20 protein-coding genes and 1 riboswitch are annotated in these 22,893 nt (G+C 71.7%); of the genes, 4 read left to right on the top strand and 16 right to left on the bottom strand.

Features of this window, described 5'->3' with window-relative positions:
- Positions 1–72: 72 nt before the first annotated feature.
- The 3 genes from ACFZCY_RS07495 to ACFZCY_RS07485 all read right to left on the bottom strand — a co-directional run bounded on the left by ACFZCY_RS07495 (position 73) and on the right by ACFZCY_RS07485 (position 2,830).
- Positions 73–1,428, bottom strand: coding sequence for an ArsA-related P-loop ATPase (locus ACFZCY_RS07495; RefSeq protein WP_391170065.1), 1,356 nt, complete (start codon positions 1,426–1,428; stop codon positions 73–75).
- Between the two features lie 127 nt (positions 1,429–1,555).
- A complete protein-coding gene (locus ACFZCY_RS07490; protein ID WP_391170064.1) occupies positions 1,556–1,993 on the bottom strand; it encodes an SRPBCC family protein in 438 nt (145 codons plus the stop codon).
- Positions 1,994–2,059: 66 nt separating this feature from the next.
- Positions 2,060–2,830 carry a metallophosphoesterase gene (locus tag ACFZCY_RS07485; RefSeq protein WP_391170063.1) on the bottom strand — a complete coding sequence of 257 codons (771 nt, stop codon included), beginning with the start codon at positions 2,828–2,830 and terminating at the stop codon, positions 2,060–2,062.
- Between the two features lie 249 nt (positions 2,831–3,079).
- Here ACFZCY_RS07485 and ACFZCY_RS07480 point away from each other — a divergent pair, with 249 nt between their 5' ends.
- A complete protein-coding gene (locus ACFZCY_RS07480; protein ID WP_361487655.1) occupies positions 3,080–4,876 on the top strand; it encodes an AMP-dependent synthetase/ligase in 1,797 nt (598 codons plus the stop codon).
- A 51-nt stretch (positions 4,877–4,927) separates the two neighbouring features.
- Here ACFZCY_RS07480 and ACFZCY_RS07475 read toward each other — a convergent pair whose 3' ends face one another.
- The 6 genes from ACFZCY_RS07475 to ACFZCY_RS07450 all read right to left on the bottom strand — a co-directional run bounded on the left by ACFZCY_RS07475 (position 4,928) and on the right by ACFZCY_RS07450 (position 11,793).
- Positions 4,928–6,070 carry a glycosyltransferase gene (locus ACFZCY_RS07475; RefSeq protein WP_391170062.1) on the bottom strand — a complete coding sequence of 381 codons (1,143 nt, stop codon included), beginning with the start codon at positions 6,068–6,070 and terminating at the stop codon, positions 4,928–4,930.
- 204 nt (positions 6,071–6,274) lie between these two features.
- Positions 6,275–7,498, bottom strand: coding sequence for a hypothetical protein (locus ACFZCY_RS07470; protein ID WP_391170061.1), 1,224 nt, complete (start codon positions 7,496–7,498; stop codon positions 6,275–6,277).
- A gap of 81 nt (positions 7,499–7,579) precedes the next feature.
- Positions 7,580–8,698 carry an NlpC/P60 family protein gene (locus ACFZCY_RS07465; RefSeq protein WP_391170060.1) on the bottom strand — a complete coding sequence of 373 codons (1,119 nt, stop codon included), beginning with the start codon at positions 8,696–8,698 and terminating at the stop codon, positions 7,580–7,582.
- 179 nt (positions 8,699–8,877) lie between these two features.
- Entirely contained in the window at positions 8,878–9,903 is a 1,026-nt protein-coding gene (locus tag ACFZCY_RS07460; RefSeq protein ID WP_391170059.1) for an NlpC/P60 family protein, read from the bottom strand.
- A gap of 263 nt (positions 9,904–10,166) precedes the next feature.
- Positions 10,167–11,528 carry an NYN domain-containing protein gene (locus ACFZCY_RS07455; protein ID WP_391170058.1) on the bottom strand — a complete coding sequence of 454 codons (1,362 nt, stop codon included), beginning with the start codon at positions 11,526–11,528 and terminating at the stop codon, positions 10,167–10,169.
- A 19-nt stretch (positions 11,529–11,547) separates the two neighbouring features.
- Entirely contained in the window at positions 11,548–11,793 is a 246-nt protein-coding gene (locus tag ACFZCY_RS07450; RefSeq protein ID WP_391170057.1) for a hypothetical protein, read from the bottom strand.
- Positions 11,794–11,934: 141 nt separating this feature from the next.
- On the opposite strand from ACFZCY_RS07450, the gene ACFZCY_RS07445 reads away from it, so the two are divergent.
- Both ACFZCY_RS07445 and ACFZCY_RS07440 read left to right on the top strand, forming a co-directional pair.
- Positions 11,935–12,645 carry a rhomboid family intramembrane serine protease gene (locus ACFZCY_RS07445; protein ID WP_055556215.1) on the top strand — a complete coding sequence of 237 codons (711 nt, stop codon included), beginning with the start codon at positions 11,935–11,937 and terminating at the stop codon, positions 12,643–12,645.
- Positions 12,642–12,923, top strand: a complete 282-nt coding sequence (locus ACFZCY_RS07440; RefSeq protein WP_123100692.1) for an Lrp/AsnC family transcriptional regulator — start codon at positions 12,642–12,644, stop codon at positions 12,921–12,923. The genes ACFZCY_RS07445 and ACFZCY_RS07440 overlap by 4 nt, the downstream gene beginning before the upstream one ends.
- Here the strand turns inward: ACFZCY_RS07440 and ACFZCY_RS07435 are convergent.
- The 6 genes from ACFZCY_RS07435 to ACFZCY_RS07410 all read right to left on the bottom strand — a co-directional run bounded on the left by ACFZCY_RS07435 (position 12,920) and on the right by ACFZCY_RS07410 (position 20,687).
- Positions 12,920–14,293 (bottom strand): aminotransferase class V-fold PLP-dependent enzyme, encoded by a 1,374-nt coding sequence (locus ACFZCY_RS07435; protein WP_391170056.1) that lies wholly within the window; start codon positions 14,291–14,293, stop codon positions 12,920–12,922. The two genes, ACFZCY_RS07440 and ACFZCY_RS07435, sit on opposite strands and share 4 nt — an antisense overlap.
- 153 nt (positions 14,294–14,446) lie before the next feature.
- Positions 14,447–14,564, bottom strand: a riboswitch (SAM riboswitch).
- A gap of 700 nt (positions 14,565–15,264) precedes the next feature.
- Positions 15,265–16,344, bottom strand: a complete 1,080-nt coding sequence (gene trpD, locus ACFZCY_RS07430) for an anthranilate phosphoribosyltransferase (RefSeq protein WP_391170055.1) — start codon at positions 16,342–16,344, stop codon at positions 15,265–15,267.
- 157 nt (positions 16,345–16,501) lie between these two features.
- On the bottom strand, positions 16,502–18,139 hold the full coding sequence (locus ACFZCY_RS07425) for a cytochrome b N-terminal domain-containing protein (RefSeq protein WP_391170054.1): 1,638 nt from the start codon (positions 18,137–18,139) through the stop codon (positions 16,502–16,504).
- On the bottom strand, positions 18,136–19,191 hold the full coding sequence (locus ACFZCY_RS07420) for a Rieske 2Fe-2S domain-containing protein (RefSeq protein ID WP_391170053.1): 1,056 nt from the start codon (positions 19,189–19,191) through the stop codon (positions 18,136–18,138). Before ACFZCY_RS07420 ends, ACFZCY_RS07425 begins: the two co-directional genes overlap by 4 nt.
- Entirely contained in the window at positions 19,188–19,997 is an 810-nt protein-coding gene (locus ACFZCY_RS07415) for a c-type cytochrome (protein ID WP_391170052.1), read from the bottom strand. The genes ACFZCY_RS07420 and ACFZCY_RS07415 overlap by 4 nt, the downstream gene beginning before the upstream one ends.
- Positions 19,998–20,066: 69 nt before the next feature.
- Positions 20,067–20,687 (bottom strand): heme-copper oxidase subunit III, encoded by a 621-nt coding sequence (locus ACFZCY_RS07410; RefSeq protein WP_055556201.1) that lies wholly within the window; start codon positions 20,685–20,687, stop codon positions 20,067–20,069.
- A 211-nt stretch (positions 20,688–20,898) separates the two neighbouring features.
- Between ACFZCY_RS07410 and ACFZCY_RS07405 the strand changes: the two genes are divergently transcribed.
- Positions 20,899–21,300 (top strand): hypothetical protein, encoded by a 402-nt coding sequence (locus ACFZCY_RS07405; protein WP_391170051.1) that lies wholly within the window; start codon positions 20,899–20,901, stop codon positions 21,298–21,300.
- Between the two features lie 25 nt (positions 21,301–21,325).
- Here the strand turns inward: ACFZCY_RS07405 and ACFZCY_RS07400 are convergent, their stop codons facing one another.
- Positions 21,326–22,579 (bottom strand): Ig-like domain-containing protein, encoded by a 1,254-nt coding sequence (locus tag ACFZCY_RS07400; protein WP_391170050.1) that lies wholly within the window; start codon positions 22,577–22,579, stop codon positions 21,326–21,328.
- Positions 22,580–22,893 lie beyond the last annotated feature (314 nt).

Below are 22,893 nucleotides of genomic sequence, written 5' to 3'. Positions count from 1 at the left end.
GTCCGTTCGTTCAACCGGGCTTGTTCTCGACGTTACCGGAATGACGGGCGAGGGTCCTTCCGCCGGAAGCGGTCAGGGCCGCTTCGGCCACAGGTCGGGGTCCGGGGTGAAGCGGACCTGCAGATGGCCGTCGCGCAACCCGGCCCCGGAGACCGTGCAGCGGCGCAGCGCGGACGGCAGCGGCAGCACGCGGTGGAACGGCCCGACCGTGACGATCAGTTCGTCGCCGCGCCGGACCAGGCTCAGCCCGTCCCGGTCGGCGCCGGGCAGCGGCAGCCGCCACAGCAGCGCCCCCTCGTCGGCCAGCCGGTCCTCGACGCTCCACGGGTCGGCCGCCGGGCGGTCAGGGCGCGGGTCGGGCGCCCCGACGGGCCCGGCCAGCGCGGCGAGTCCGGCGGCCGGGCGGGGGCCGCCGCCCCCGCCGGAGACCACCACTCCGGAGACGACTCCGGAGACGTCACCGGGGCCGCCGGACGCGTCACCGGGGCCGCTGTCGGCGGTGTCGCCGAGCCCCTGCGGATCGCGGCCCAGATGCGGCAGCTCGCGGATCGGCACGTCCGGCGTCCACTGCTCGTACAGCTCCTTCAGCGAGGCCTGCTGCTGACCGGACAGCGCCCCGAGCCACGGGTCGGGGGTGCCGGTGGGCAGCAGCCGGTTGGCGACGACCGACTCCACCCGGCAGCCGTGCAGCGCCAGCCCGGCGCGGGCGGTGCGCAGCGCGCGGTCGGCGAGCGGTCCGGGGTCCACCACCACCCGTACGGTCGTGGCCTCCGACTCCAGGACGTCCTGGACGGCGGCCAGCTCGCGCTCCCAGCGCTCGGCCGTCTCGTACAGCTTCTGCGCGGGCATCGGCATCCCGGCCAGCTGGGCCAGCATCGGCCGCAGCGCGCGGGCCGCCTGCCGCTCGGCGGGCAGCAGCCGCCGCAGATAGCGGCGCAGCTGTTCGGGCAGGGCGAGCAGGGCGACGGTCTCCGGCGCGGGCGGCAGGTCGACCACGAGAACGTCCCAGCCGGTGCCGGGCGGCGCGGTCTGCGCGGCGCGCAGGGCGCGGAGCAGCGCGACCGACTCCGCCCCGGGGAGCGCGGTGACCTCCTCGCCGTCCAGCGGGGTCGAGCCCAGCATGTCGAGCATGCCGTGGCCGCGGTCCTGCAGGGCGGTCAGCTCGTCGCGGAACCACTCCTCGGTGACGATCCGGGCGGCCCACAGCCCCGGCGTCAGCGCGACGGGTACGGACCACGGCAGCCGGTCGGCGCTGCGCCCGGGCCCGCCGCGCAGCGGGCCGATGCCGAGCAGCGCCTCGGGCGTGCCGTCGCGGTCCGCGGTGAGCAGCAGGGTGCGCTGTCCTTCGCGGGCGGCGGCGAGGGCGGTCGCGGCGGCCACGGTGGTGCGGCCCGCGCCGCCCGTACCGGTGACGAGGACCGTACGCATGAAAGGAGCCTCCGGCGGGATGTTTCGTGGGTGTGCGGTGCGGCTCCCGGTGGCCGCCTCCGCCGGAGCGTACCCCGCCACCGGCCCGCTCCCCGCCCCATGGTGGCGGCCGCGCGCCGAAGCGGAACTACGCGGCCTCGACCCGCTTCTTCAGACCCGCGAGCGCGCGGTCGATGATGACCTTCTCGGCCTTGCGCTTGATCATGCCGAGCATGGGGATCTTGACGTCGACGGTGAGCTGGTACGTCACCTCGGTGCGCGTGCCGCCGTCCCGCGCGGCCAGCCGGTAGGAGCCGTCCAGGGTGCGCAGCATCTGGGACTTGAGCAGGGACCAGCTGACCTGGTCGCCGTCCCAGGTGTACTGGAGCGTGTAGTCGTCCTTGATGGCCCCGGCGTCGAGCACCATCCGCACCTGCTCGCCGCGGCCCTGCTCGTCCTTGGTCAGGACGTCGGCCTCCTTCACCTCACCGGACCACTCCGGGTAACGGTCGAAGTCGGCGATCACCTCCATCACGTCGGCCGGTGCCGCCTCGATCGTGATGCTCGAGCTGGTGTGTTCCGCCATCGCCGTGGCTCCTCCGTACCGGTCCGCCGCATGGGGTGTCTGCCGGTGAAGGCTATCGCGCGCGGGTCACCACTCCAGGGTCCAGGGGGTGCCGGTGGAGGCGAAGTGTCCGACGTTGACGCATTCGGTGGCGCCGATCCGCATGCGGCGGACGAGCGGCTGATGGACATGGCCGAAAAGCGAGTAACGGGGACGAAGGGTGTGGATCGCGTCCAGCAGCGCCTCGCTGCCGCGCTCGAAGCGGCGCGCGACGGTGTCGTAGCAGAGGTCCGGCACCTCCGGCGGTATGTGGGTGCACAGCACGTCCACCTCGCCGCGGCCGCCGAGCGCCGCGATCTTCTCGGCGTACGTCTCGTCGTCGATCTCGTACGGGGTGCGCATCGGCGTGCGCAAGCCCCCGCCGACGAATCCGAAGACGAGGCCGCCGATCTCGACCCGCTCGCCGTCGAGGATCGTGGTGCCGGATTCGACGTATTCCGGCCAGAGTGCTGGTATGTCGACATTGCCGTAGGTGGCGTACGTCGGGGTGGGGAAGGCCGCGAACAGCTCGGCGTATTGCCTGCGTACGGCGGACTCGATGGCCGTGTTGCGGTCGATCCCCTCCCACAGCCGGTTGCCGAGCTCGCGGGCCTCCTCGAAGCGGCGGGCGGTGCGGAGTTCGACCAGGCGGTCGGCGTTCTCGACGCCGAAGAGGTCGGGAAAGATGCCGCGGGAGTGGTCGGCGTAGTCGAGGAAGAGGACGAGGTCGCCGAGACAGACCAGGGCATCCGCCCCGTCCGCCGCCTTCTCCAGATCCTGACTGTTCCCGTGCACGTCACTCACCACGTGGACTCGCATGCGTGTCACCCTAAGACCTGTGGCCATCCGTCCGTAAGGTGTTCCGTCCGCCGTGACCCGCGTCCACCTGCGGTTCCTTACCGGCCACGGTGGCCGTCGACTAGTCTGCGGGCAGTATGAAGGCGGTGTGTGACGCATAAAACATCTGTACGGAAACCCCTATCCCGGAGCCATACCGATGGGTAACGTCCGGGCAGTCCACCCCCCATTGCCCTGCAGCGGCGCCGGCGCCCATGAGGAGCAGCAGTCTTGCGCGAGTTCAGCCTTCCGGCCCTGTACGAGGTTCCGGCCGACGGCAATCTGACGGACCTCATCCAACGCAACGCGGCGCAGCATCCGGATGTGGCGGTGGTCGGCCGCAAGGTCGGCGGCCGGTGGGAGGACGTCACCGCGGCGGACTTCCTGGCCGAGGTGCGCGCCGCCGCCAAGGGCCTGATCGCGGCCGGGGTGTCGCCGGGCGACCGGGTCGGTCTGATGTCGCGCACCCGCTACGAGTGGACGCTGCTGGACTTCGCCATCTGGAGCGCGGGCGCCATCACCGTGCCGGTGTACGAGACGAGTTCGCCGGAGCAGGTGCGGTGGATCCTCAGCGACTCGGGCGCGGTCGCGGCCCTCGTCGAGACCGGGGTGCACGAGGCGGCCGTGGAGTCCGTACGGGACACCCTGCCCGGTCTGAAGCACATCTGGCAGATCGAGGACGACGCGATCGGGACACTGCGGGCGCTGGGTTCGGACGTCACGGACGAGACGGTGGACGAGCGCTCCTCGCTCGCCACCGCGGACTCCCCCGCCACCATCGTCTACACCTCGGGCACCACCGGCCGCCCCAAGGGCTGCGTCCTCTCGCACCGCAGCTTCTTCGCCGAATGCGGCAACGCGGTGGCCCGGCTCAAGCCCATCTTCGCCACCGGCGAGTCCTCCGTGCTGCTGTTCCTCCCGGAAGCGCATGTCTTCGGGCGGCTGGTGGAGATTTGCGCGGTCCTGGCACCGATCAAACTCGGCCATGTTTCGGACATCAAGACGCTGACCGATGAACTCGCCGCGTTCCAGCCGACCTTGGTGCTGGGCGTGCCGCGCGTCTTCGAGAAGGTCTACAACTCGGCGCGGGCCAAGGCCCAGGCCGAGGGCAAGGGCAAGATCTTCGACAAGGCCGCCGACGCCGCCATCGCCTACAGCAAGGCGCTGGACACCCCGGGCGGGCCGTCCTTCGGGCTCCGGCTCAAGCACCGGGTCTTCGACCGGCTGGTCTTCGGCAAGCTGCGCGCCGCCCTCGGCGGCCGCGCCACCCACGCCATCTCCGGCGGCGCCCCGCTGGGCGAGCGGCTCGGCCACTTCTACCGGGGCATCGGCTTCACGGTCCTGGAGGGGTACGGCCTGACCGAGTCCTGCGCGGCCACCACCTTCAACCCGTGGGACCGGCAGAAGATCGGCTCGGTCGGCCAGCCGATGCCCGGCACGGTGGTCCGCATCGCCGACGACGGCGAGGTGCTGCTGCACGGGGATCATCTGTTCACGGAGTACTGGAACAACGAGGCGGCGACGGCGGAGGCGCTGTCCGACGGCTGGTTCCACACCGGGGACGTCGGCACCCTCGACGAGGACGGCTACCTCACCATCACCGGCCGCAAGAAGGAGATCATCATCACCGCGGGCGGCAAGAACGTCGCCCCCGCGGTGATCGAGGACCGCATCCGGGCGCACGCCCTGATCGCCGAGTGCATGGTCGTCGGCGACGGCCGCCCGTTCGTGGGCGCGCTGATCACCCTGGACGAGGAGTTCCTGCCCCGCTGGGCCGCCGAGCACGGCAAACCGGCCGACGCGACGGTGGCCGACCTGTGCGAGGACGCCGAGCTGCTGGCCGAGATCCAGACGGCGGTGGACGACGGCAACGCGGCGGTCTCGAAGGCGGAGTCGGTGCGGAAGTTCCGGGTTCTGACGCAGCAGTTCACCGAGGACTCGGGGCATGTGACGCCCTCGCTGAAGCTGAAGCGGAATGTGGTGGCGAAGGACTTCGCGACGGAGATCGAGGCGCTGTACAGCCGCTGAGCCGCGCTGTCCGTAGGAGCCCGGGGCGTGCCGCGCCCCGGGCTCTTCGTCCTAAAGAAGAGAGCGCAAGCGGTCGGCCAGCAGATCCCAGCGCCAGCGCTCCTCGACCCAGGCGCGGCCCCGCTCGCCCATCCGGCGGCGCAGCGCCTCGTCTTCCAGCAGGGCCACGATCCGCTCCGCGCTCTGCTCGGCGGAGCCGCCCGGCACCACCCAGCCGGTCTCGCCCTCCAGCACCGCGTCCGGCGCGCCACCGGAGTCCCCGGCGACCACCGGAAGCCCGGTCGCGGACGCCTCCAGGTAGACGATGCCCAGGCCCTCGACGTCCAGCCCGCCCCGCCGCGTACGGCACGGCATGGCGAAGACGTCGCCCGCGCCGTAGTGGGCGGGCAGCTCCTCCCAGGGCACCGGGCCGGTGAACCGTACGTTTTCGGCCACGCCCGTCGTCTCCGCGAGGCGGCGCAGATCCGCGGCGTACGGGCCGCCCCCGACGATCAGCAGCACCGCGTCCGGCACCCGCTTCAGGATCCGCGGCATGGCCTCGATCAGCGTGTCCTGCCCCTTGCGCGGCACCAGCCGCGATACGCACACCACGACGGGCCGCTCCGCGAGCCCCAGCCGGGCCCGGACCTCGTCCCCGCCGGAACCCGGGTGGAACGTCTTCTCGTCCACCCCCGGCGGCAGTTGGACCATGCGGCCGGCGGCCTCGGGGGTGAGGACGGCGGCGATGCGGGAGCGGGTGTACTCGCCGAGGTAGGTGATCGTGTCCGTGCCCTCGCCGATCCGGCGCAGCAGCGCCCGGGAGGCGGGGAGCTGGGCCCAGGCCGCCTCGTGCCCGTGCGTGGTCGCCACCAGCCGCCGCGCCCCCGCCCGGCGCAGCGCGGGCCCCATCAGCCCGAGCGGCGCCGCCGCGCCGAACCACACCGAGCCGCAGCCGTGCTCGCGCAGCAGCTCGGTGGCGCGGCGGGTGACGCGGGGCGTGGGCAGCAGCATCGTCGTGCGGTCACGGATGACGGGGTACGGCTGCTCGGCGTCGAACCGGGCCATGGCCTCGGCGCCCTCCTCGCCACGCTTCCAGGTGGACGCGTAGACGACGACCCGCTCCGGGTCGAGGCGGAGGGCGATGTTGTGCAGGAACGCCTGGATGCCGCCGGGGCGGGGCGGGAAGTCGTTGGTCACGAGCAGGGTCTTGTCCATCGGAGCCGACAGTACCGGGTGGCCGGGGCCCGAGGTTCTGTCCCCCACCCCGCCCCTACCCGACCCGGGGCTCCGCCCCGGCCCCGCAGCAGAACCCCCGTCCTCCGAGCAGAACCCGGTTGTGGGCAATCGTCCCGCAGGGCGGAACGGGTGGGCACAACCCACCCATCGGCCCGCACCCAACGACGAAACCCGGCCCCGGGCTCAGCGCAGGGTCTGGGCCACGTACTTGCGCCACTGGGCCGTGAAGTCCGGGAGGCTCACGTGCAGTACGTCCCGCAGCGCGTCCTCCACCGCCCCCTCCCGCCGCGGGGCCGCGCCGACCGCGCGGTAGAGGGCCACCAGCTTGCGTTCGCCCCAGCGGTCGGCGATCAGGCGGCAGGCGAGCCAGCCCTCCTCGTAGGCCTCGGAGAGGCGGTCGGGGCGGCTGCCGAAGCGGAAGGCGTCGTCGGGCGGGAGGGACGTGGGGAGACGGCCGGAGGCAACGGACTCGGTGAGTTCGGGGGCGACTTGGCTCGGGGTGCGGCCGGGGGTGCGGTAGCCGGTCCAGTCGGCGAAGCCCTCGGAGAGCCACAGCGGCGTGGCGGCGGTGGTGGCGGCCCGGGTGGCGACATGCGCCGTCTCATGGGTGATCACGACCTGCCGGCCGAAGTCGCCGAGCGCCCGGTACGCGTCGGGGTTGACGATCACGCGGTCGGCGGGCGAGGAGTCGCTCGCGCCGCCGACCTCGCCGGTGGTGACGGCCGCGATGCCCCGGTAGCCGCTCGCGGAGGCGCCCAGCAGGGCGGCCATCCGGTCCAGCGAGGCGGGCACCTCGACGACGACGCGCCGGGCCCAGTCGCCGGGCCAGACCCGGTCGAGGGCGGGCACGGCCTGGTCGGCGGTGGCGGCGACCCCGCGCAGCAGCCTGCGGTTCTGGCCGACGCCGAGGACGAGGCTGCGCTTGCCGCGGACGACGTCGACCCGGCCCTGCTCCCACAGCTGGTCCACGCCGCGTTTGCCGTCCACCCGGCCGTCGTCGTCGGCGATGAACCACCGCCCGTCGCGCTGGGCGAGGGTCAGGTACTGGGGGGCGACGACGGGGGCGGTGTCGTATCCGGCGAGCCGGTAGCGGAGTTCGACCTGGGCGGCCAGGCGACGGCCGGTGCCCACGGCGGGCCGGAAGCCGCCGGTGTTCACCAGCCGGTACGTCCAGGAGCGCAGCGGTACGGCGGACAGCCGGCGGAACACCCGCAGCTGTTCGGCCCGGTAACCGGTCGAGCCGCGGTCGACGGTGGCGAGGAAGGCGGCCGCGTCCCGGCCGCGCACCGCCGCAGCCCGCTGGTCGAGCATGCGCTGCACGGCGCGCCCGTCGCGCCCCGCGGGGTCGTCGGGCGGAACGGTCGTGCCGCATGCGGTGAGCGCGGCCAGCGGCAGCGCCCACACCATCGGCAGACAGAGTGCCGTCCGCCATCGCCCCGATCTCCACCGACCCGTCACGCCATAGATCGTACGAGCCGCCGCCGCGCTTCAGACGCGGGTGACGGAAAAGATCGGCATCATGCCGACGGGGTCGTAGCGGACCGTCGCCCCCGGGTAGGGCGCGTGGATGACCCGTCCGCCCCCGGCGTACATGGCGACGTGCCCGGCGTCGGAGCGGTAGACGACCAGGTCTCCGGGGCGGGCCTGGGACAGCGGCACCGGCTGTCCGGTGTGCGCCTGGGCCTGGGAGGTCCGCGGGATCGCCACCCCGGCCCGGCGGTAGGCCCACTGGGTCAGCCCGGAGCAGTCGAAGGCGGTGGGCCCGGCCTGGCCCCAGGCGTACGGCAGGCCGACCGCCGCCCGCGCCGCGCCGAACGCCGCGGCGGCGCGCGGTGAGGACGGCGGCAGATCAGTCGTCGCGTACGGGGTACCGGGGGGCGCGCCGAGTACGGCGTGCGCCCCGTGTCCGTCCCCGGCGCGCGAGGCGCGTGCGTACGCCTCCCACTCCCCCGGGCGCAGCGCGCCCAGCAGCCGTCGCGCGGTGGCCAGCTTGCGCTGGACCTCGCGCTTGTGGCGGGCGACGGCCCGGCGGCTGCGCTCCAGCTTCACCAGCTGGGCGGCGGCCTCGGTGCGCTGCCGCAGCAGGGTGTGCTGGGCGCGTGCCAGGGCACGCAGCTGACCGGCCTGGCGGCTGGTCATGCGGTCGAGCATGGCGGCCTGGTCGAGGTAGTGGGCGGGGTCGGAGGAGAGCAGGAGGGCGAGGCCCGGGTCGAAGCCTCCGGTGCGGTACTGCCCGCCCGCGATCGCGCCGAGCGCCATCCGCATCCGGTTGACCCGCTCCTGGCCGCGGGCCGCCCGGTCCTGGAGGCGGTCCACCTGGCGGCGCAGCCGGTGGGCGCGGGTGCCGGCGGCGTTGTAGCGCTCGGTGGCCCGCTCCGCCTGCTCGTAGAGCCGGTCGATCCGGTCCGCGTCGGTCCGGTCGGCGAAGGCCGGGGCTGCCGCCGAGGCGGCGGTCCGGGCCGCGGGGCGGCCCGTCGTGGTGTCGTGGGGTTCGGCCCAGGCCGGGACGGCCAGCGCGACGCCGGTGGCGGCGGCCGCCGAGGCGGCGGTCCAGACTGCGGTGGCCCGGACGGGCCCGGGCTTCGAGTGGCGGCGAGAGGACGCCATGGGAGCCGCACTCCCTTCCGCGGTGTCGGTGAGGAACTGCGGGCAGACAGTAGCGGCGCGACTACCCAGGGTCCAAAGCCGATCGCGGGCACACAAACTGACGCCCCGCCGGAGACCGCAGGTCACCGACGGGGCGGGAGTCGTGGAGAGTTGTACCGATTCGCCCGAACGGACGGACGTCAGACCCGCACGCCGAACTGGAACGGCATGTTGTCCATCGACTCGAAGCGCACACCGGCACCGGGCTTGGGGGCGTGCAGTACCTGCCCGTTGCCCGCGTACAGGCCTATGTGGTGCAGGTCGCCGTAGAACAGCACCAGGTCGCCGGGCTTCAGCTCGCCGCGGCCGATGCGGGTACCGGCGTTGGCCTGGTCCTGGGAGACGCGCGGCAGCTGGACCCCGGCCTGCTGGTACGCCCAGCCGGTGAGGCCGGAGCAGTCGAAGGAGGACGGGCCGGTGGCGCCCCACACGTACGGGGAGCCGATCTTGGTCTTGGCGGCGGCCAGCGCGGCGGCGGCCCGCTGCGAGTCGGGCACCTCGCTGCCCAGGTCGGCCCGGCTGCTGGAGCGGTTGGCGCGCTCCTTCTCCTCCTGCGCCATCTTGGCGCGCTCCTGCGCGGTGAGGGAGTTGAGGAGGTTGCGGGCCTTGGTGAGCTTGCCCTGGATCTCCTTCTTCTTCTCGCCCAGCGCCTTCCGGGTGTCCGCCAGGTCCTGCAGCTTGGTGGACGCCTCCTCGCGCTGCTGCTTGAGCGTGCGCTGCTTGTCGGCGATCTTCCGCAGGGACTCGGCCTGCTTGCCGCTCACCTGGTCGAGGGTGGACGCCTTGTCGAGGTAGGTGTCCGGGTCGGAGGAGAGGATCAGCTGCACGGAGGGGTCGATACCGCCGGTGCGGTACTGGGCGGTGGCCATCGAACCCAGGCCGTCGCGCAGCTTGTTCAGGTCCTCCTGGCCGCGCGCCACGTTGTCCTGGAGGTCGCCGACCTGCTGCTCCAGCTTCTCCTGCTTCTCCTTGGCGCCGTTGTACTTCTCGGTCGCCTGCTCCGCCTCTTCGTAGAGCCTGTCGACCTGCTCCTTGACGTCCTTCTTGTCCTGCTTCGGAGCGGCCTGGGCGGCCTGGGACGTGAGGGCGACGGCGGCAGCGGCGGTCGCCGTCAGAACGGATACCCGAGTGCGGCTCGGCTGCTTGGGTCGACGGTGGGACGCCACGAAGGCGAGCTCCTTCTTCCTCCGGCCGCCTACCAGGGGTTGAGGTGCGACCCCGGGCTCCACGGATACGCCGCGGACTCGGCGGTACCCCCGCTGTCACCCCGGATGGGTGATCAACCGCGCGAAGGTTCGAGCCGACATTAGTGACCCTGCCGTGATCCGTTCAAATCCCGACGACAAAAAAATTGGCCACAGGCGCATCTTTTACAAACATCGCACGGGCAGTGACGGTCAATTGACGCTGTGCTGATGCTTAGCCGCCGTCAGGTACGCGCAAGTCGTTTCAGCAACAAGGCGGATGCCACGGGGCGCGCTCCGGCGCGCGCGACCCCGTCCGCGACCTCCCGGTCGGTCGACACCACGACCACCGGACGGCCCGGCGGCTCGGCCCGCACCAGCTGCCGGATCAGCTCGTCCGCCGTCACCCCGGGCTTGCTGAACAGCACCCGCACCCCGCGCGGCGGCGCCAGCAGCACCGGAGCCGCCAGCTCCGCCCCGTCGAAGACACACGTCATCTCCGCGCCCGTCTGTGCCGCGAGCACCGCGAGCCCGCCCAGCAGCCGCAGCCGCTGCTTCTCCAACGGCATGGTCGGGTAGCCGGTCTTGGTGACGTTGTAGCCGTCCACCACCAGATGCGCCTGCGGCAGCGCCAGCAACTGGTCCAGCAGCGCCGGGTCCATCTCCGACAGCGCCCTGGTCGCTATGTCCTTCGGCGTCATCTTCCCCGGCTCGACCGCGTCCACCGAGTCCGCCGGATGCGTCGACGCGGGCGGCAGCGCCAGTTCGCGGCGCAGCCCCTGGGCCGCGTCCAGCACGGTGTCCAGCAGCAGCCGCAGCCGCATGTCCTCCACGCTGCGGCCCTCGCGCACCGCCCGGCGGCTCGCCTCCAGCGCCGACTCCGCCTCCGCCAGCCGGGCCCGCAGCCGCCGCGCCTCGCCGTCGGCGGCCGCCTGCCGCGACGCGGCCTCCGACCGTACGGCCTCCAGCTCGCCCTCGGCCTTGCGCAGCGCCGCCGCGCCGCGCTTGACATCGCTCTGCGCGCTGCGCAGCTTGCGCTGCACCGCGTCCGTCTCCTTGCGGGCCGCGTCCAGCTCCGAGCGGGCCCGGTCCGCGTCCTTGCGCGCCGCCGCCCGGGCCTCCGCCAGTTCCTCGCGCAGCCGCTGCAGCTCGCGCTCGGCCTCCTCGCCGGCCCGCTCCGCCGACGCCCGCTGGGCCTCCTCGCCCGCCGCCTCGACCAGCTTCACCCAGCCCGCCGGGCGCAGCACGTACGCCACCGCCGCCACGTCCACCGGATCCGCGGCCGCGGGCGGCGAACCGCCCTCTATGGCCTCGGCCAGCTCCGTCTGGGTCTCGCGCAGCCGCTGTGCGATCCGCTGCCGGAAGACGGGGGCGCTCTCCACCGCTGCGGCCATCGCGTTCCCCGCGAACTTGGCGCGCCGGTTCGGGGTGAAACGGGCGTACTGCCGTAGCTGGGGTGGCAGTTCGGTGACCGTCAGACCACCGAACGCGTCGGCGACCAGCGCCACCACACGCCGCCGCACCCCTTCCGGCAGGGGGCGGTCCAGCGCCTCGGTGACGCCCTCGGCGTCACCGGCCGCCTCGCGGCCGCCCGTCCGGTCCACCACCTTCTCCTCGCTTCGCTTCTCAGGCGCTCGCGTTCGTACTCGGACGGTCCACCAGCTCGATCTGGTCGACCGCGTTGCACCAGCGACAACGCACTGACTCAATGGTCTCACTGACCACATCGCGCTCCTCGACCCGTGGCTCCCCGGCCAGATCCAGGTGGACGAACTCGACCGCCTTCGTCGAGCGGGTCACATCGAAACGGGTGAGGTTGCCGCACAGCGTGCAGCGCCAGCGGGTCTCGGCTGTCGGCGTGGGAACGGCCATGGTGTCGCGTCCTCGCTTCTCGGCTCATCGGCGTGCTGTCACCCTACGGCCTGAGCACTCGGCCATGCCGGGCCCGTACCCGCCACCGGGCGGCGGCGAGGCACTCTGTGCAGGTTGTGCCGGGTACGCGATGATCTGCCCATGATCGAGAAGTCGGCGGGGTCCGGCCGTCCCGTGATGACGTACGCCCTCATCGTCACCTGCTGCCTGATCTTCGTCCTCGGACCCGCCTCCGGGCTCGACCCCCGCTACGGCTCCGGCGGGCACCTCCTCCAGGCCCAGACCTCGTACTTCGAGCGCTGGGGAGTCGTCCCCGCCGCCCTGTGGAACGGCACCCCCGCCGCGCCGCTGACCCCGCTGACCGCGCTCTTCGTCCACGGCAACTGGCTGCATCTCCTCGGCAACATGCTGTTCCTCTACGTCTTCGGGGCGATGGCCGAGGAGCGCATGGGACGTATGCACTTCGCCCTCTTCTACCTGGTCACCGGCTATCTCGCGCTTCTCGGCTACGCCGCCGCCCACGCCGACTCCCCGCAGACGCTGGTCGGCGCCTCGGGCGCCATCTCCGGCGTCCTCGGCGCCTTTCTGTGGCTCTTCCCGCGCGCCCGGGTGACCAGCCTGTTCCCGTTCCTCTTCTTCCTCCCGCTGCGTTTCCCCGCCTGGGTCGTGCTGATCTTCTGGGTCACCCTCCAGTGGCTCGCCGCCCGCCAGGCCGACGCCCGCCCCGGAGTGGCCTACCTCGCCCATCTCGTGGGCTTCACCCTGGGTTTTCTCTACGCGTGGGCCCGGTTCGGGCGGCCGGATAGAGTGGGCGGCGCAGCCAGGTCCAGCGAGGGAGAAAGCCAGCCGTGATCACTTCGATCGTGCTCATCAAGACCAGCGTGGACCGGATCCCGGAGATCGCCGAGAAGATCGCCGCGATCGAGGGCGTGAGCGAGGTCTACTCGGTCACCGGGGCGCACGATCTGATCGCCATGGTGCGGGTGGCCCAGCACGACGACCTCGCGGACATCATCCCGGGCCAGATCTCCAAGGTCCCCGGTGTGGCCTCCACCGAGACGCACATCGCGTTCCGCACCTACTCCCAGCACGACCTGGAAGCCGCCTTCGCCATCGGCCTCGACAGCTAGCGCACGACCTGGCGCGCCGGCACGCAGCGGCCGTCCTCCGTGCGGTAGTCCCACTTCGCGCCGTCCCGGACCAGCTCCTTCACCGCCCGGACGAAGCGCTCCACGTGCTCGTCCGGGGTGCCAGCGCCGAAGCTGACGCGGATCGCGTTCAGGGAGCGCTCACCCGGGGCGGCCTCGGGCGCACCGCACTCCCCCTGCTCACCCGGCTCGCTGTCCAGCAGGGTCCGCAGCAGCGGATGCGCGCAGAACAGCCCGTCCCGTACGCCGATCCCGTACTCCGCGGACAGCGCCGCCGCGAAGTGGGAGCTGTTCCAGCCCTCCACCACGAACGACAGCACACCCACGCGCGGCGCGTCGTCGCCGAACAGCGACAGCAGCCGCACCTGAGGCACCTCCGCAAGACCCTCCCGCACCCTCGCGATCAGCTGCCGCTCCCGGGCCACCAGGCCGTCGAACCCGGCCTCGGACAGCGCCTTGCACGCCGAGGCGATCGCGTACACCCCGATCACGTTCGGCGAGCCCGCCTCGTGCCGCGCCGCGGTGGTGTGCCACTCGACGTCCACCCCGCCGTCGTCCCGCCGCGCGACCTTACGGCTCGCGCCGCCGCCCGCCAGATACGGCCGCGCCTCGCGCAGCCAGTCGGCCCGGCCCGCCAGGACCCCCGCCCCGAACGGCGCGTACAGCTTGTGCCCCGAGAACGCCACCCAGTCCACGTCCGCCTCCGCGATGTCCACCGGGTGATGCGGGGCCAGCTGCGCGGCGTCCAGGACGATGCGGGCGCCGTGCGCGTGCGCCGCCGCGGCCAGCGCCTCCACCGGCCACAGCTCACCCGTCACGTTCGACGCGCCCGTCACGCACACCAGCGCCGGGCCCCCGTCCCGCTCCGCCAGCGCCTTCTCCAGCGTCTCCACCGCCTCGCGCGGCGAGCGCGGCGCGCTCAGGTAGCGCACCCGCACGTCCTCCCGCTGCTCCCACGGCAGCAGCGAGGCGTGGTGCTCGGTCTCGAACACGAACACCTCCGTACCGGTCGGCAGCACGGCGGCCAGCAGGTTCAGCGAGTCGGTGGTGGAACGAGTGAAGACCACCTGGTCGTCCTCCCGGCACCCCAGGAACGCCGCGACCTCCTTGCGGCTCGTCTCGAACAGGTCCGTCGACAGCTGCGACAGGTAGCCCGCTCCCCGGTGGACGCTCCCGTAGTACGGGGCATACGCGGCGACGTCGTCCCACACCCGTCGCAGGGCGGGCGCGCTGGCCGCGTAGTCCAGCGCGGCGTACGTCACCTCGCCGCCGGTGACCAGGGGCACGGTGACGTCACTGCCGAGGACGGCGAGCGGGGCGGAGGTCTCGACTGCAGAAGGGCACACGGACATGGCGAATTCTCCCGATGGGTCGCAGGCATGCGGAACATGGCTCAACGCACGGCGGATCCGCGCGGAGCGGGTGGGAAAACGGGCGCTGCGGCCCTAGCGCATTCGCTGCGTCACGGAAGAACTCCCTCGACCACCAGGACCCCTAGTGCGAGGGGTCCGCGCTTGCCGCGCGCCTCGCTGCGAGCGGCCTGGTCATCACCCGGGGCACCCCGCCACGGACGGAGGGTTGCCGGACAGCGGGCCGGGGCCGAAGTCGCTGTCGCTCGTGACCTGGCGCGATTATGCCACGGCGCTGCGCGGCGCCCAGCCCCCGTCCGCATAGTGGACCTGTCCCCCACCCTGCCCCTCCCCGAACCGGGGGCAAGCCCCCGGCCCCCCACTGCCCCTCAAGCGCCGGAGAGGCTGGGTAGCGGGGCATCTCCGCCCCCGCCCCGGAGTGGCGGCTCCGCGCCTGGCCCCGGCTCCTCGAACGCCCCCAGCTACCGCTGCGAGGTACCCCCCTGGACCTGGGAAGCGGGACATCACCGCCCCCGGCCCCGGCCCCGGCCCCGGCCCCGGAATGGCGGCTCCGCCCCTGGACCCCGCTCCTCAAGCGCCGGAGAGGCTGGGGAGCGGGGCATCTCGCCCCGCCCCGGGGTGGGGGGCTCCGCCCCCGGAGCCCGCTCCTCGAACGCCCCCAGCTACCGCTGGGAGGTACGCCCCTGGGGCTGGGGAGTGGGGCCCGTTCGCCCCGGCAGGACCCTGGAGGGACTGGGCGCCCCGGGCGCCGGGGCGGGGACCGGCCGGGGGTCTGGGGGCGCAGCCCCCGGTTTCGGGAAGGGGCGGGGTGGGGGACGAGCACCGGACCGGTCCCGGCCCCACGTGTCCGCGACCAACGGAGGGGCTTGTGCCCCGGGCGCGAGGCCGGGGCGCGGGGCAGAGCCCCGGTTCGGGAAGGGGCGGGGTGGGGAAGAGGCCGCGGCCGCGCGCTCCTACGCGTTGCTCGCGTGCACCCAGCGTTCCAGGGCGTCCCTCGCCGCGCCCGAGTCGATGGACTCGGCGGCTCGGGCGACGCCCGTCGCGATGCGGGCCGGGAGCGGGGCGTCCGCCGGGTCGCGGTGCCAGTCCAGGGTCGCCAGGGCCGCGCCCGCGTTCAGCAGGACCGCGTCCCGTACCGGGCCCGTCTCGCCCGCCAGGAGCCGGCGTGCCACGTCCGCGTTGTACGAGGCGTCGGCGCCGCGCAGGGCCTCCACCGGGGCCAGGTCGAAGCCGATGTCGCGCGGGTCGAAGGACTCCTGGCGGACCGTGCCGTCCCGTACCACCCACACCTGGGAGGTCGCGGTCACGGTGAGTTCGTCCAGGCCGTCGTCGCCCCGGAAGACCAGCGCCGAGGAGCCGCGCTCGGCCAGCACCCCGGCCATGATCGGCGCCATCCGGGCGTCGGCGACGCCCGTCACCTGGCAGCGGACCCGGGCCGGGTTGGTGAGGGGGCCGAGCCAGTTGAACGGGGTGGCGATGCCCAGTTCACGGCGGGCCGCCGCGACGTGCCGCAGCGAGGGGTGGAACTTGACCGCGAAGCACATGGTGATGCCCGCTTCCTCGGCGATCTCGGCCACCCGGGCCGGGCTGAGGTCCAGGTTGACGCCGAGCTTCTCCAGGACGTCGGAGGCGCCGCTCGCGGAGGACGAGGCGCGGTTGCCGTGCTTGACGACGCGCGCGCCCGCACCGGCCGCCACCAGGGCGGACATGGTCGAGATGTTGACGGTCCTGGCGCGGTCGCCGCCGGTGCCGACGATGTCGACGGTCGGCCCGGGCACCTCGATCGTCTTGGCGTGCCCGTACATGGCGCGGACGAGGCCGGAGAGTTCCGCGACGGTCTCGCCCTTGGCCCGCAGCGCGACCGCGAACCCGGCGATCTGCACGTCGGTGGCCTCACCGCGCATGATGCGGTCCATCGCCCAGGCGGTGTCGTCGGCGGTGAGGTCCTGGCCGCCGAGGAGCGAGCTGAGCACGTCCGGCCAGGTGCGGGCCGTCGCGGTGCTGTCGCCTCCGGCTGGGGTCACAACGTCCATGGTCCGCTCCTGAATGATGCCTGGGCCGCACAGCTCACACGGCTGGATCAGCGCTCGATCAGGGCAAGCCTATCGGCCTGACAACGGCCAGGGCCCCGGGCCGGACGGTGAGGTCCGGGCCGGGGCCCTGGTCTGTGGCGTCAGACGACGGAAGGGATCAGTGGTGGCCGTGGCCGCTGGTGATCTCCTTGTACTCCTCGGAGGTCGGCTTCGGGATGAAGGCGTCCTTGCCGTAGTAGCTCTTGGACAGCCTGGCCCGCAGCTTCTGCGACGCGCCGACCTTGCGGCGGACACCGTTCTCGTCGACCTCGGGGCCGATCTCGTACGGCTTCGGCTGCTCGTGCTGGGTGAGCACGTGCAGCTGGTCCTGCGTGAGCGGCTCGTGCACCTCGATGAACTCACCGTGCGGCAGGCGCTTGATGATGCCGGTCTCGCGACCGTGCAGCACCTTCTCCTTGTCGCGCCGCTGGAGACCCATGCAGATCCGGCGGGTGACGACGAAGGCGATGACCGGGCCGACGAAGAAGGCGATCCGCACGAACCACGTGATCGAGTTGATCGACAGGTGGAAGTGGGTGGCCCACAGGTCGTTGCCGCCACCGACGAGCATCACGAAGTACACGGTCAGCCAGGCGACGCCGAAGGCCGTACGGGTCGGGGCGTTGCGCGGGCGGTCCAGGATGTGGTGCTCGCGCTTGTCGCCGGTGATCCAGCCCTCGATGAAGGGGTAGAGGCCGATCGCGAAGAGGACCAGCGGGAAGAGCACGATCGGGATGAACACGCCCAGGACGAGCGTGTGACCCCATGCGGTGATCTCCCAGCCGGGCATCACACGGACCAGACCCTCGGCGAAGCCCATGTACCAGTCGGGCTGGGCGCCGGTGGAGACCTGGTCGGGCCGGTAGGGGCCGATGGTCCAGATCGGGTTGATCGTGGCGATCGCGGAGATGGCCGCGATGACGCCGAAGACCAGGAAGAAGAAGCCGCCCGCCTTGGCCATGTAGACCGGCAGCAGGGGCATGCCGACGACGTTCTTGTTGGTCTTGCCGGCCCCGGGGTACTGCGTGTGCTTGTGGTAGAAGACCAGGATCAGGTGCGCCACCAGCAGGCCGAGCATGATGCCCGGCAGCAGCAGGACGTGGACCGGGTAGAGCCTCGGGATGAGGTCCATGCCCGGGAACTCGCCGCCGAACACGAACATCGAGATGTAGGTGCCGACGACCGGGATCGACAGGAACACGCCCTCGATGAACCGCAGACCGGTGCCGGAGAGCAGGTCGTCGGGGAGCGAGTAGCCGGTGAAGCCGGTCAGCATGCCGAGGAAGAACAGCAGGAAGCCGAACAGCCAGTTGATCTCACGCGGCTTGCGGAACGCGCCGGTGAAGAAGACGCGCATCATGTGCACGAACATCGCGGCGAGGAAGACCAGCGCGGCCCAGTGGTGGATCTGCCGGATCAGCAGACCGCCGCGCACCTCGAAGCTGATGTCGAGCGTCGAGGCGAACGCCTCGGACATCCGCACGCCCTGCATCGGGACGTACGGGCCGTGGTAGACGACCTCTTCCATGCTGGGGTGGAAGAACAGCGTCAGGTACACACCCGTGAGGATGATGATGATGAAGCTGTAGAGCGCGACCTCGCCCAGCATGAAGGACCAGTGGTCCGGGAAGATCTTGCGCATGTTGGCCCGGGCGAGGCTGTAGATGCCCAGCCGGCCGTCGGCCCAGTCGGCGACGCGCTCGCCCGCGGGCGCTTTGCCGCGCCGCTGCGTGCCCGTGTCTGTTGCAGTACTCATCCGCGCTCCCAGTAAGCAGGACCGACGGGCTCCGAGAAGTCGCCCATGGCTTCGAGGTACCCCTGGTCATTGGCCTTGATCCGCAGCTGGGGCAGCGCGTGACCGGCCGGACCGAAGATCACTCGGCCACCGTCGGAGAGGTCGAACGTCGACTGGTGGCAGGGGCACAGGACGTGGTGCGTCTGCTGCTCGTACAGGTTGATCGGGCAGCCGACGTGGGTGCAGATCTTCGAGAAGGCGACGATGCCCTCGTGCGACCAGTCCAGCTCGCGCTTGTCCTTGATGTTCTCCGGCTGGAGCCGGACCAGCATCAGGGCGGCCTTGGCGATCTCGGTCTGGAAGTCGTGCTGGTCCTCGCTCATGCCCTCGGGCATGGCGAAGGTCAGGGAGCCCACGGAGATGTCCTCGGGCCGCAGCGGCTGCATGGTGTTGTAGTTCATGAGCCGCTTGCCCTTGGCCCACTTGGTGTGCCGGAGCTTGGTGCCCGGCAGCGGGCCGAGGTCGCGCAGCAGCACCACGCCGGAGAGCGGCACCAGGGCGAGCGCGCCGAAGAGGGTGTTGCGGGCGAGCTTGCGGCGGCCGAAGCCGGACTCCTTGGCACCCGCCGCGAAGTCGTCGAGGACCTTGGCCTTGACCTCGGGGCTGGCCTCGATGGCGTGCCGGTCGTCGGCGATCTCCACGTCGGACATCAGCGTGCGGGCCCAGTGGACCGCGCCGGCGCCGATGGCGAACAGCGCGATGCCGAGGGTGAGGCCCAGCGCGAAGTTCAGCGCGCTGATGTGACCGATCGGGAAGACGTAGATGTACTTGTCGACCGGCAGCGCCACGTAGGAGGCGATGAAGGCGATGGTCGCCAGCATCGAGACCGTGAAGAGCAGGGCGACGGTGCGCTCGGACCGCTTGGCGGCCCGCTCGTCGATGTCCTGCTGACGGTGCTCGTGCGGGGGCAGCCCCGGGTCGGCGAACGGGTCTTCCACGACCGCGGTCGCGCCGCCCTCCGCCCGCTCCTCGGGCAGCTTCTCTTCTGCTTGTGAAATCTCGTGGCTACTCATGACTTCTTGGCCTTTGCGGTCCGGGCGGCGACCCAGATGGTGAGGACGATCAGCGCGCCCATGCCGAAGACCCAGGCGAAGAGGCCCTCACTGACCGGGCCGAGCCCGCCGAGCTCAAGGCCACCGGGGGTCTTGGACTTGTCGCTGTTGACCGTGTCGAGGTACGCGATGATGTCCTGCTTGTTCTTCTCCGGCATCGTGGTGTCGGGGAAGGAGGGCATGTTCTGCGGGCCGGTCTGCATGGCCTCGTACAGATGCTTCTTGCTCACGCCCTCGAGGGACGGCGCGTACTTGCCGTTGGTGAGAGCACCGCCCTTGCCGGCGAAGTTGTGGCACTGCGCGCAGTTCGTGCGGAAGAGCTCTCCGCCCTTCGCGGCATCCGCGCCGTCGGTGCTGTACTGGCTCTTGGTGGGCGTCACCGGCCCCGCGCCGAGCGAGGAGATGTACGCGGCCAGCTGCTCGATCTCGGCGTCCGAGTAGATGTTCTTCTTCTTCGGCACCTGGGCGCCCGGCTGCTGGGCGGGCATCCGGCCGGTACCGACCTGGAAGTCGACGGCGGCCGAACCGACGCCGACCAGGCTCGGGCCGTCGGTGGTCCCCTGACCGCCCGTACCGTGGCAGCTGGCGCAGCCGACGGAATAGAGCTTTTTGCCCTCCTCGATGGCGAGGGACTGGGCGGAGCTGTCATCGGCCTTCGCCTCGCTCGGCGAGAACGCGGCGTACAGCCCCCCAGTGACCGCCAGCGCGAAGAGTAGGACGACGAGCGCAGCCAGCGGATGGCGCCGTCGTGCGGAGAGCTTTTTCACGGATTACCCCGGTGTCAGGATCTTCTGCGTCGATGCTTTAAGGACGTGCTTCCGGTCGCGGAGACCGGCTTACTTGATCATGTAGATCGTGGCGAAGAGGCCGATCCAGACGACATCGACGAAGTGCCAGTAGTAGGACACGACGATGGCCGCCGTCGCCTGCTGGTGAGTGAACCTCTTGGCCGCGTACGTCCTCCCCAGGACCAGCAGGAAGGCGATGAGTCCGCCCGTCACATGCAGTCCGTGGAACCCGGTGGTCAGGTAGAACACCGAACCGTACGGGTCGGAGGAGAGCGAGAGCCCGTCCTTCTTGACCAGTTCGGTGTACTCGAAGATCTGACCGCCGATGAAGATCGCGCCCATGATGAAGGTGATCACGAACCAGGAGCGCAGCTTCCTCACGTCGCCACGCTCGGCGGCGAAGACACCGAGCTGGCAGGTGAGGGAGGAGAGCACGAGGATCGTGGTGTTCGTCGCCGAGAACGGGAAGTTCAGCGAAGACGCCATTTCCTTCCAGTGCTCGGCTCCGGTCACCGATCGCAGGGTGAAGTACATCGCGAAGAGGGCCGCGAAGAACATCAGCTCGGAACTCAACCAGATGATGGTCCCGACGCTGGTGAGGTTCGGCCGGTTGACCGACGGGTGCGCGTGCCCGGTATCTGTTGCTGTTGCTGTCGCCACGACCGACATTATGTCGGTCGCTTATCCGGCCCTCACTCCCGGGGGTGCCGTTCGGAGTGTCCAGGGCCGTGTCAAGGGCATCGATGCTGCTCGTCGCCGCTGTTCCGGCCGGTCCCTCGAAGGAGGGAGAGATCGGTTCGCCCCCTCCTCCGGAAGGCTGTACGGGAGTAACATCCGCCACAGGAGCCCGGTAGTCCCCTTGGCTGATGCGGAGGAAACGATGCGGCCGACCGCCACGGTGCTGGTCTACAGCGACGACGCGAACACCCGCGAACAGGTGCGGCTCGCGACCGGTCGCCGGCCCGCCGCCGATGTGCCTCCGGTGGAGTTCGTGGAGTGCGCGACCCTCCCCGCCGTCCTGACGGCGCTGGAGGACGGCGGGATCGACGTGTGCGTCCTGGACGGGGAGGCGGTCCCCGCGGGCGGGATGGGCGTCTGCCGGCAGATCAAGGACGAGATCTTCCAGTGCCCGCCGGTGGTGCTGCTCATCGGCCGCCCGCAGGACGCCTGGCTGGCCACCTGGAGCCGCGCGGAGGCCGCGGTGACGCATCCGGTGGACCCGGTGGCCCTGACGGACGCGCTGGCCGGGCTGCTCCGCAAGCGGCTCGCGGTGGGTGCCTGACCGCACTCCGTGCGGTCTCACGCGGTCACGCCATGGGGCGGAGCCGGGCCGAGTCGGCCGGGGTGCTGCCGTCCCGCTGGCCGGCGGCGAGGGCGCTGCCCTGGCGCCAGTCGGCCCAGGCCATGTTCCAGTCGCCGTAGCCGTTGCCGAACGGGGCCATGTCGTCCCCGTTGCTGTTGATGACCTTGACGATGTCGCCGAGGTGCACGGTGTTGAAGAACCACCGGGCGTTCTCGGTGGACATGCCGGTGCAGCCGTGGCTGACGTTGGCGTACCCCTGCGAGCCGGTCGACCAGGGCGCGGCGTGGACGTATTCACCGCTCTCGGTGACCCGGGCCGCCCAGTAGACCATCAGGTCGTAGGAACCGGCGCCCAGGCCGATGCTGGCGCCCGTCATCCGCACCGCCGACTCCTTGGCGAGGATCACCTTGGTGCCGTTACGGGTGTCGAACCCGGGCATACCGGTGGTGATCGGGATGGTCCGGATCACCTCTCCGTTCCGCCGCACCGTCATCTGGTGGGTCCCGGAGTCGGTCAGGGCCTCGATCCGGTCACCGGTGGTGATCCGCAGCGACTTGGCCCGGTCGCCGTAGAGCCCGCCGCCGATCCTGATGCCCTTGAGGTTGGAGCGCACGTTGACGGTGGCGTGTGCGGGCCAGTACTCGGCCGGGCGGTAGTGCAGCGTCTTGCTGTTCACCCAGTGCCAGACGCCGTCCACCGCGGGCTGTGAGTCGACCTTCAGGCCCCGCTCGATGACGGCCCGGGCCGAGGGGTCCTTGACCGCGCGGCTCAGCTTGGCGGTGATCGGCTGGCCCACCCCGTACTCCCCCGCCTTCGGCCCGAAGGTGACCTTCAGCAGCTTGTGGGCGGAGCTGGTGGTGAAGTTGATCGTACGGCGGCCCGGCGCGCCGCCCGAGTCCTCCGTGGACACCCGCAGCGTGTAGTGGGCGCCCGCCGCCAGCGGCACGGTGGAGCGCCACCGGCTGCCGTCCGGCATCAGCTCGCCCCGTACGTACCGGCCTGCCGCGTCGGTGGCGGTGACGTCCGTGATCCTGCCGTCGTCGCCCTTGGCGGTCACTTGGAGCGGCCGGTCCGGATCGGCGTTGTGTGCGCCGCTCTCACCGCTGAACGAGATCTGGTCGGCGGCGTCGTACGGCTTGGCGGACAGCGGGTCCGAGGAGGGGCCCCCGCATCCGCTGAGACCCGCTATCAGCGAGGCCGCCAGCAGGGCACTGGAGAGCACCGCCCGGGTTCGAGGAGATCGAGGTGTGTGGTTCATGCGATCACGCTATGGACGCCCACGGCGGACGGCGCGCCGAGCGAGGCACCAGGGTGACGGTCCCCTGTTGGCCCGGGGTGCCCCGGCAGGCGAGTGAGCCGACGGGGCGCGCCGCTGTCGAAAGGGAGACGCGCGCAGGGAGCGAGGGCTCGTATCGATATGCGGCTCCGCCGCGCGAGCGACCGAGCACGTCGACCGTCGACCGGGGGCACCTCCCAGCGGTAGCTGAGGGCGGCCGAGGCGCCCCGGAGGCGAACCGAGCCTCAAAAAAGGGGGGCCCGGCACCTGTGCGGTGCCGGGCCCCTTGATCAGAA

This window comes from Streptomyces sp. NPDC007983, assembly GCF_042958345.1.
In the GTDB taxonomy this organism is placed as follows: Bacteria; Actinomycetota; Actinomycetes; order Streptomycetales; family Streptomycetaceae; genus Streptomyces.
This window is presented reverse-complemented; position numbering and strand designations above follow the sequence as displayed.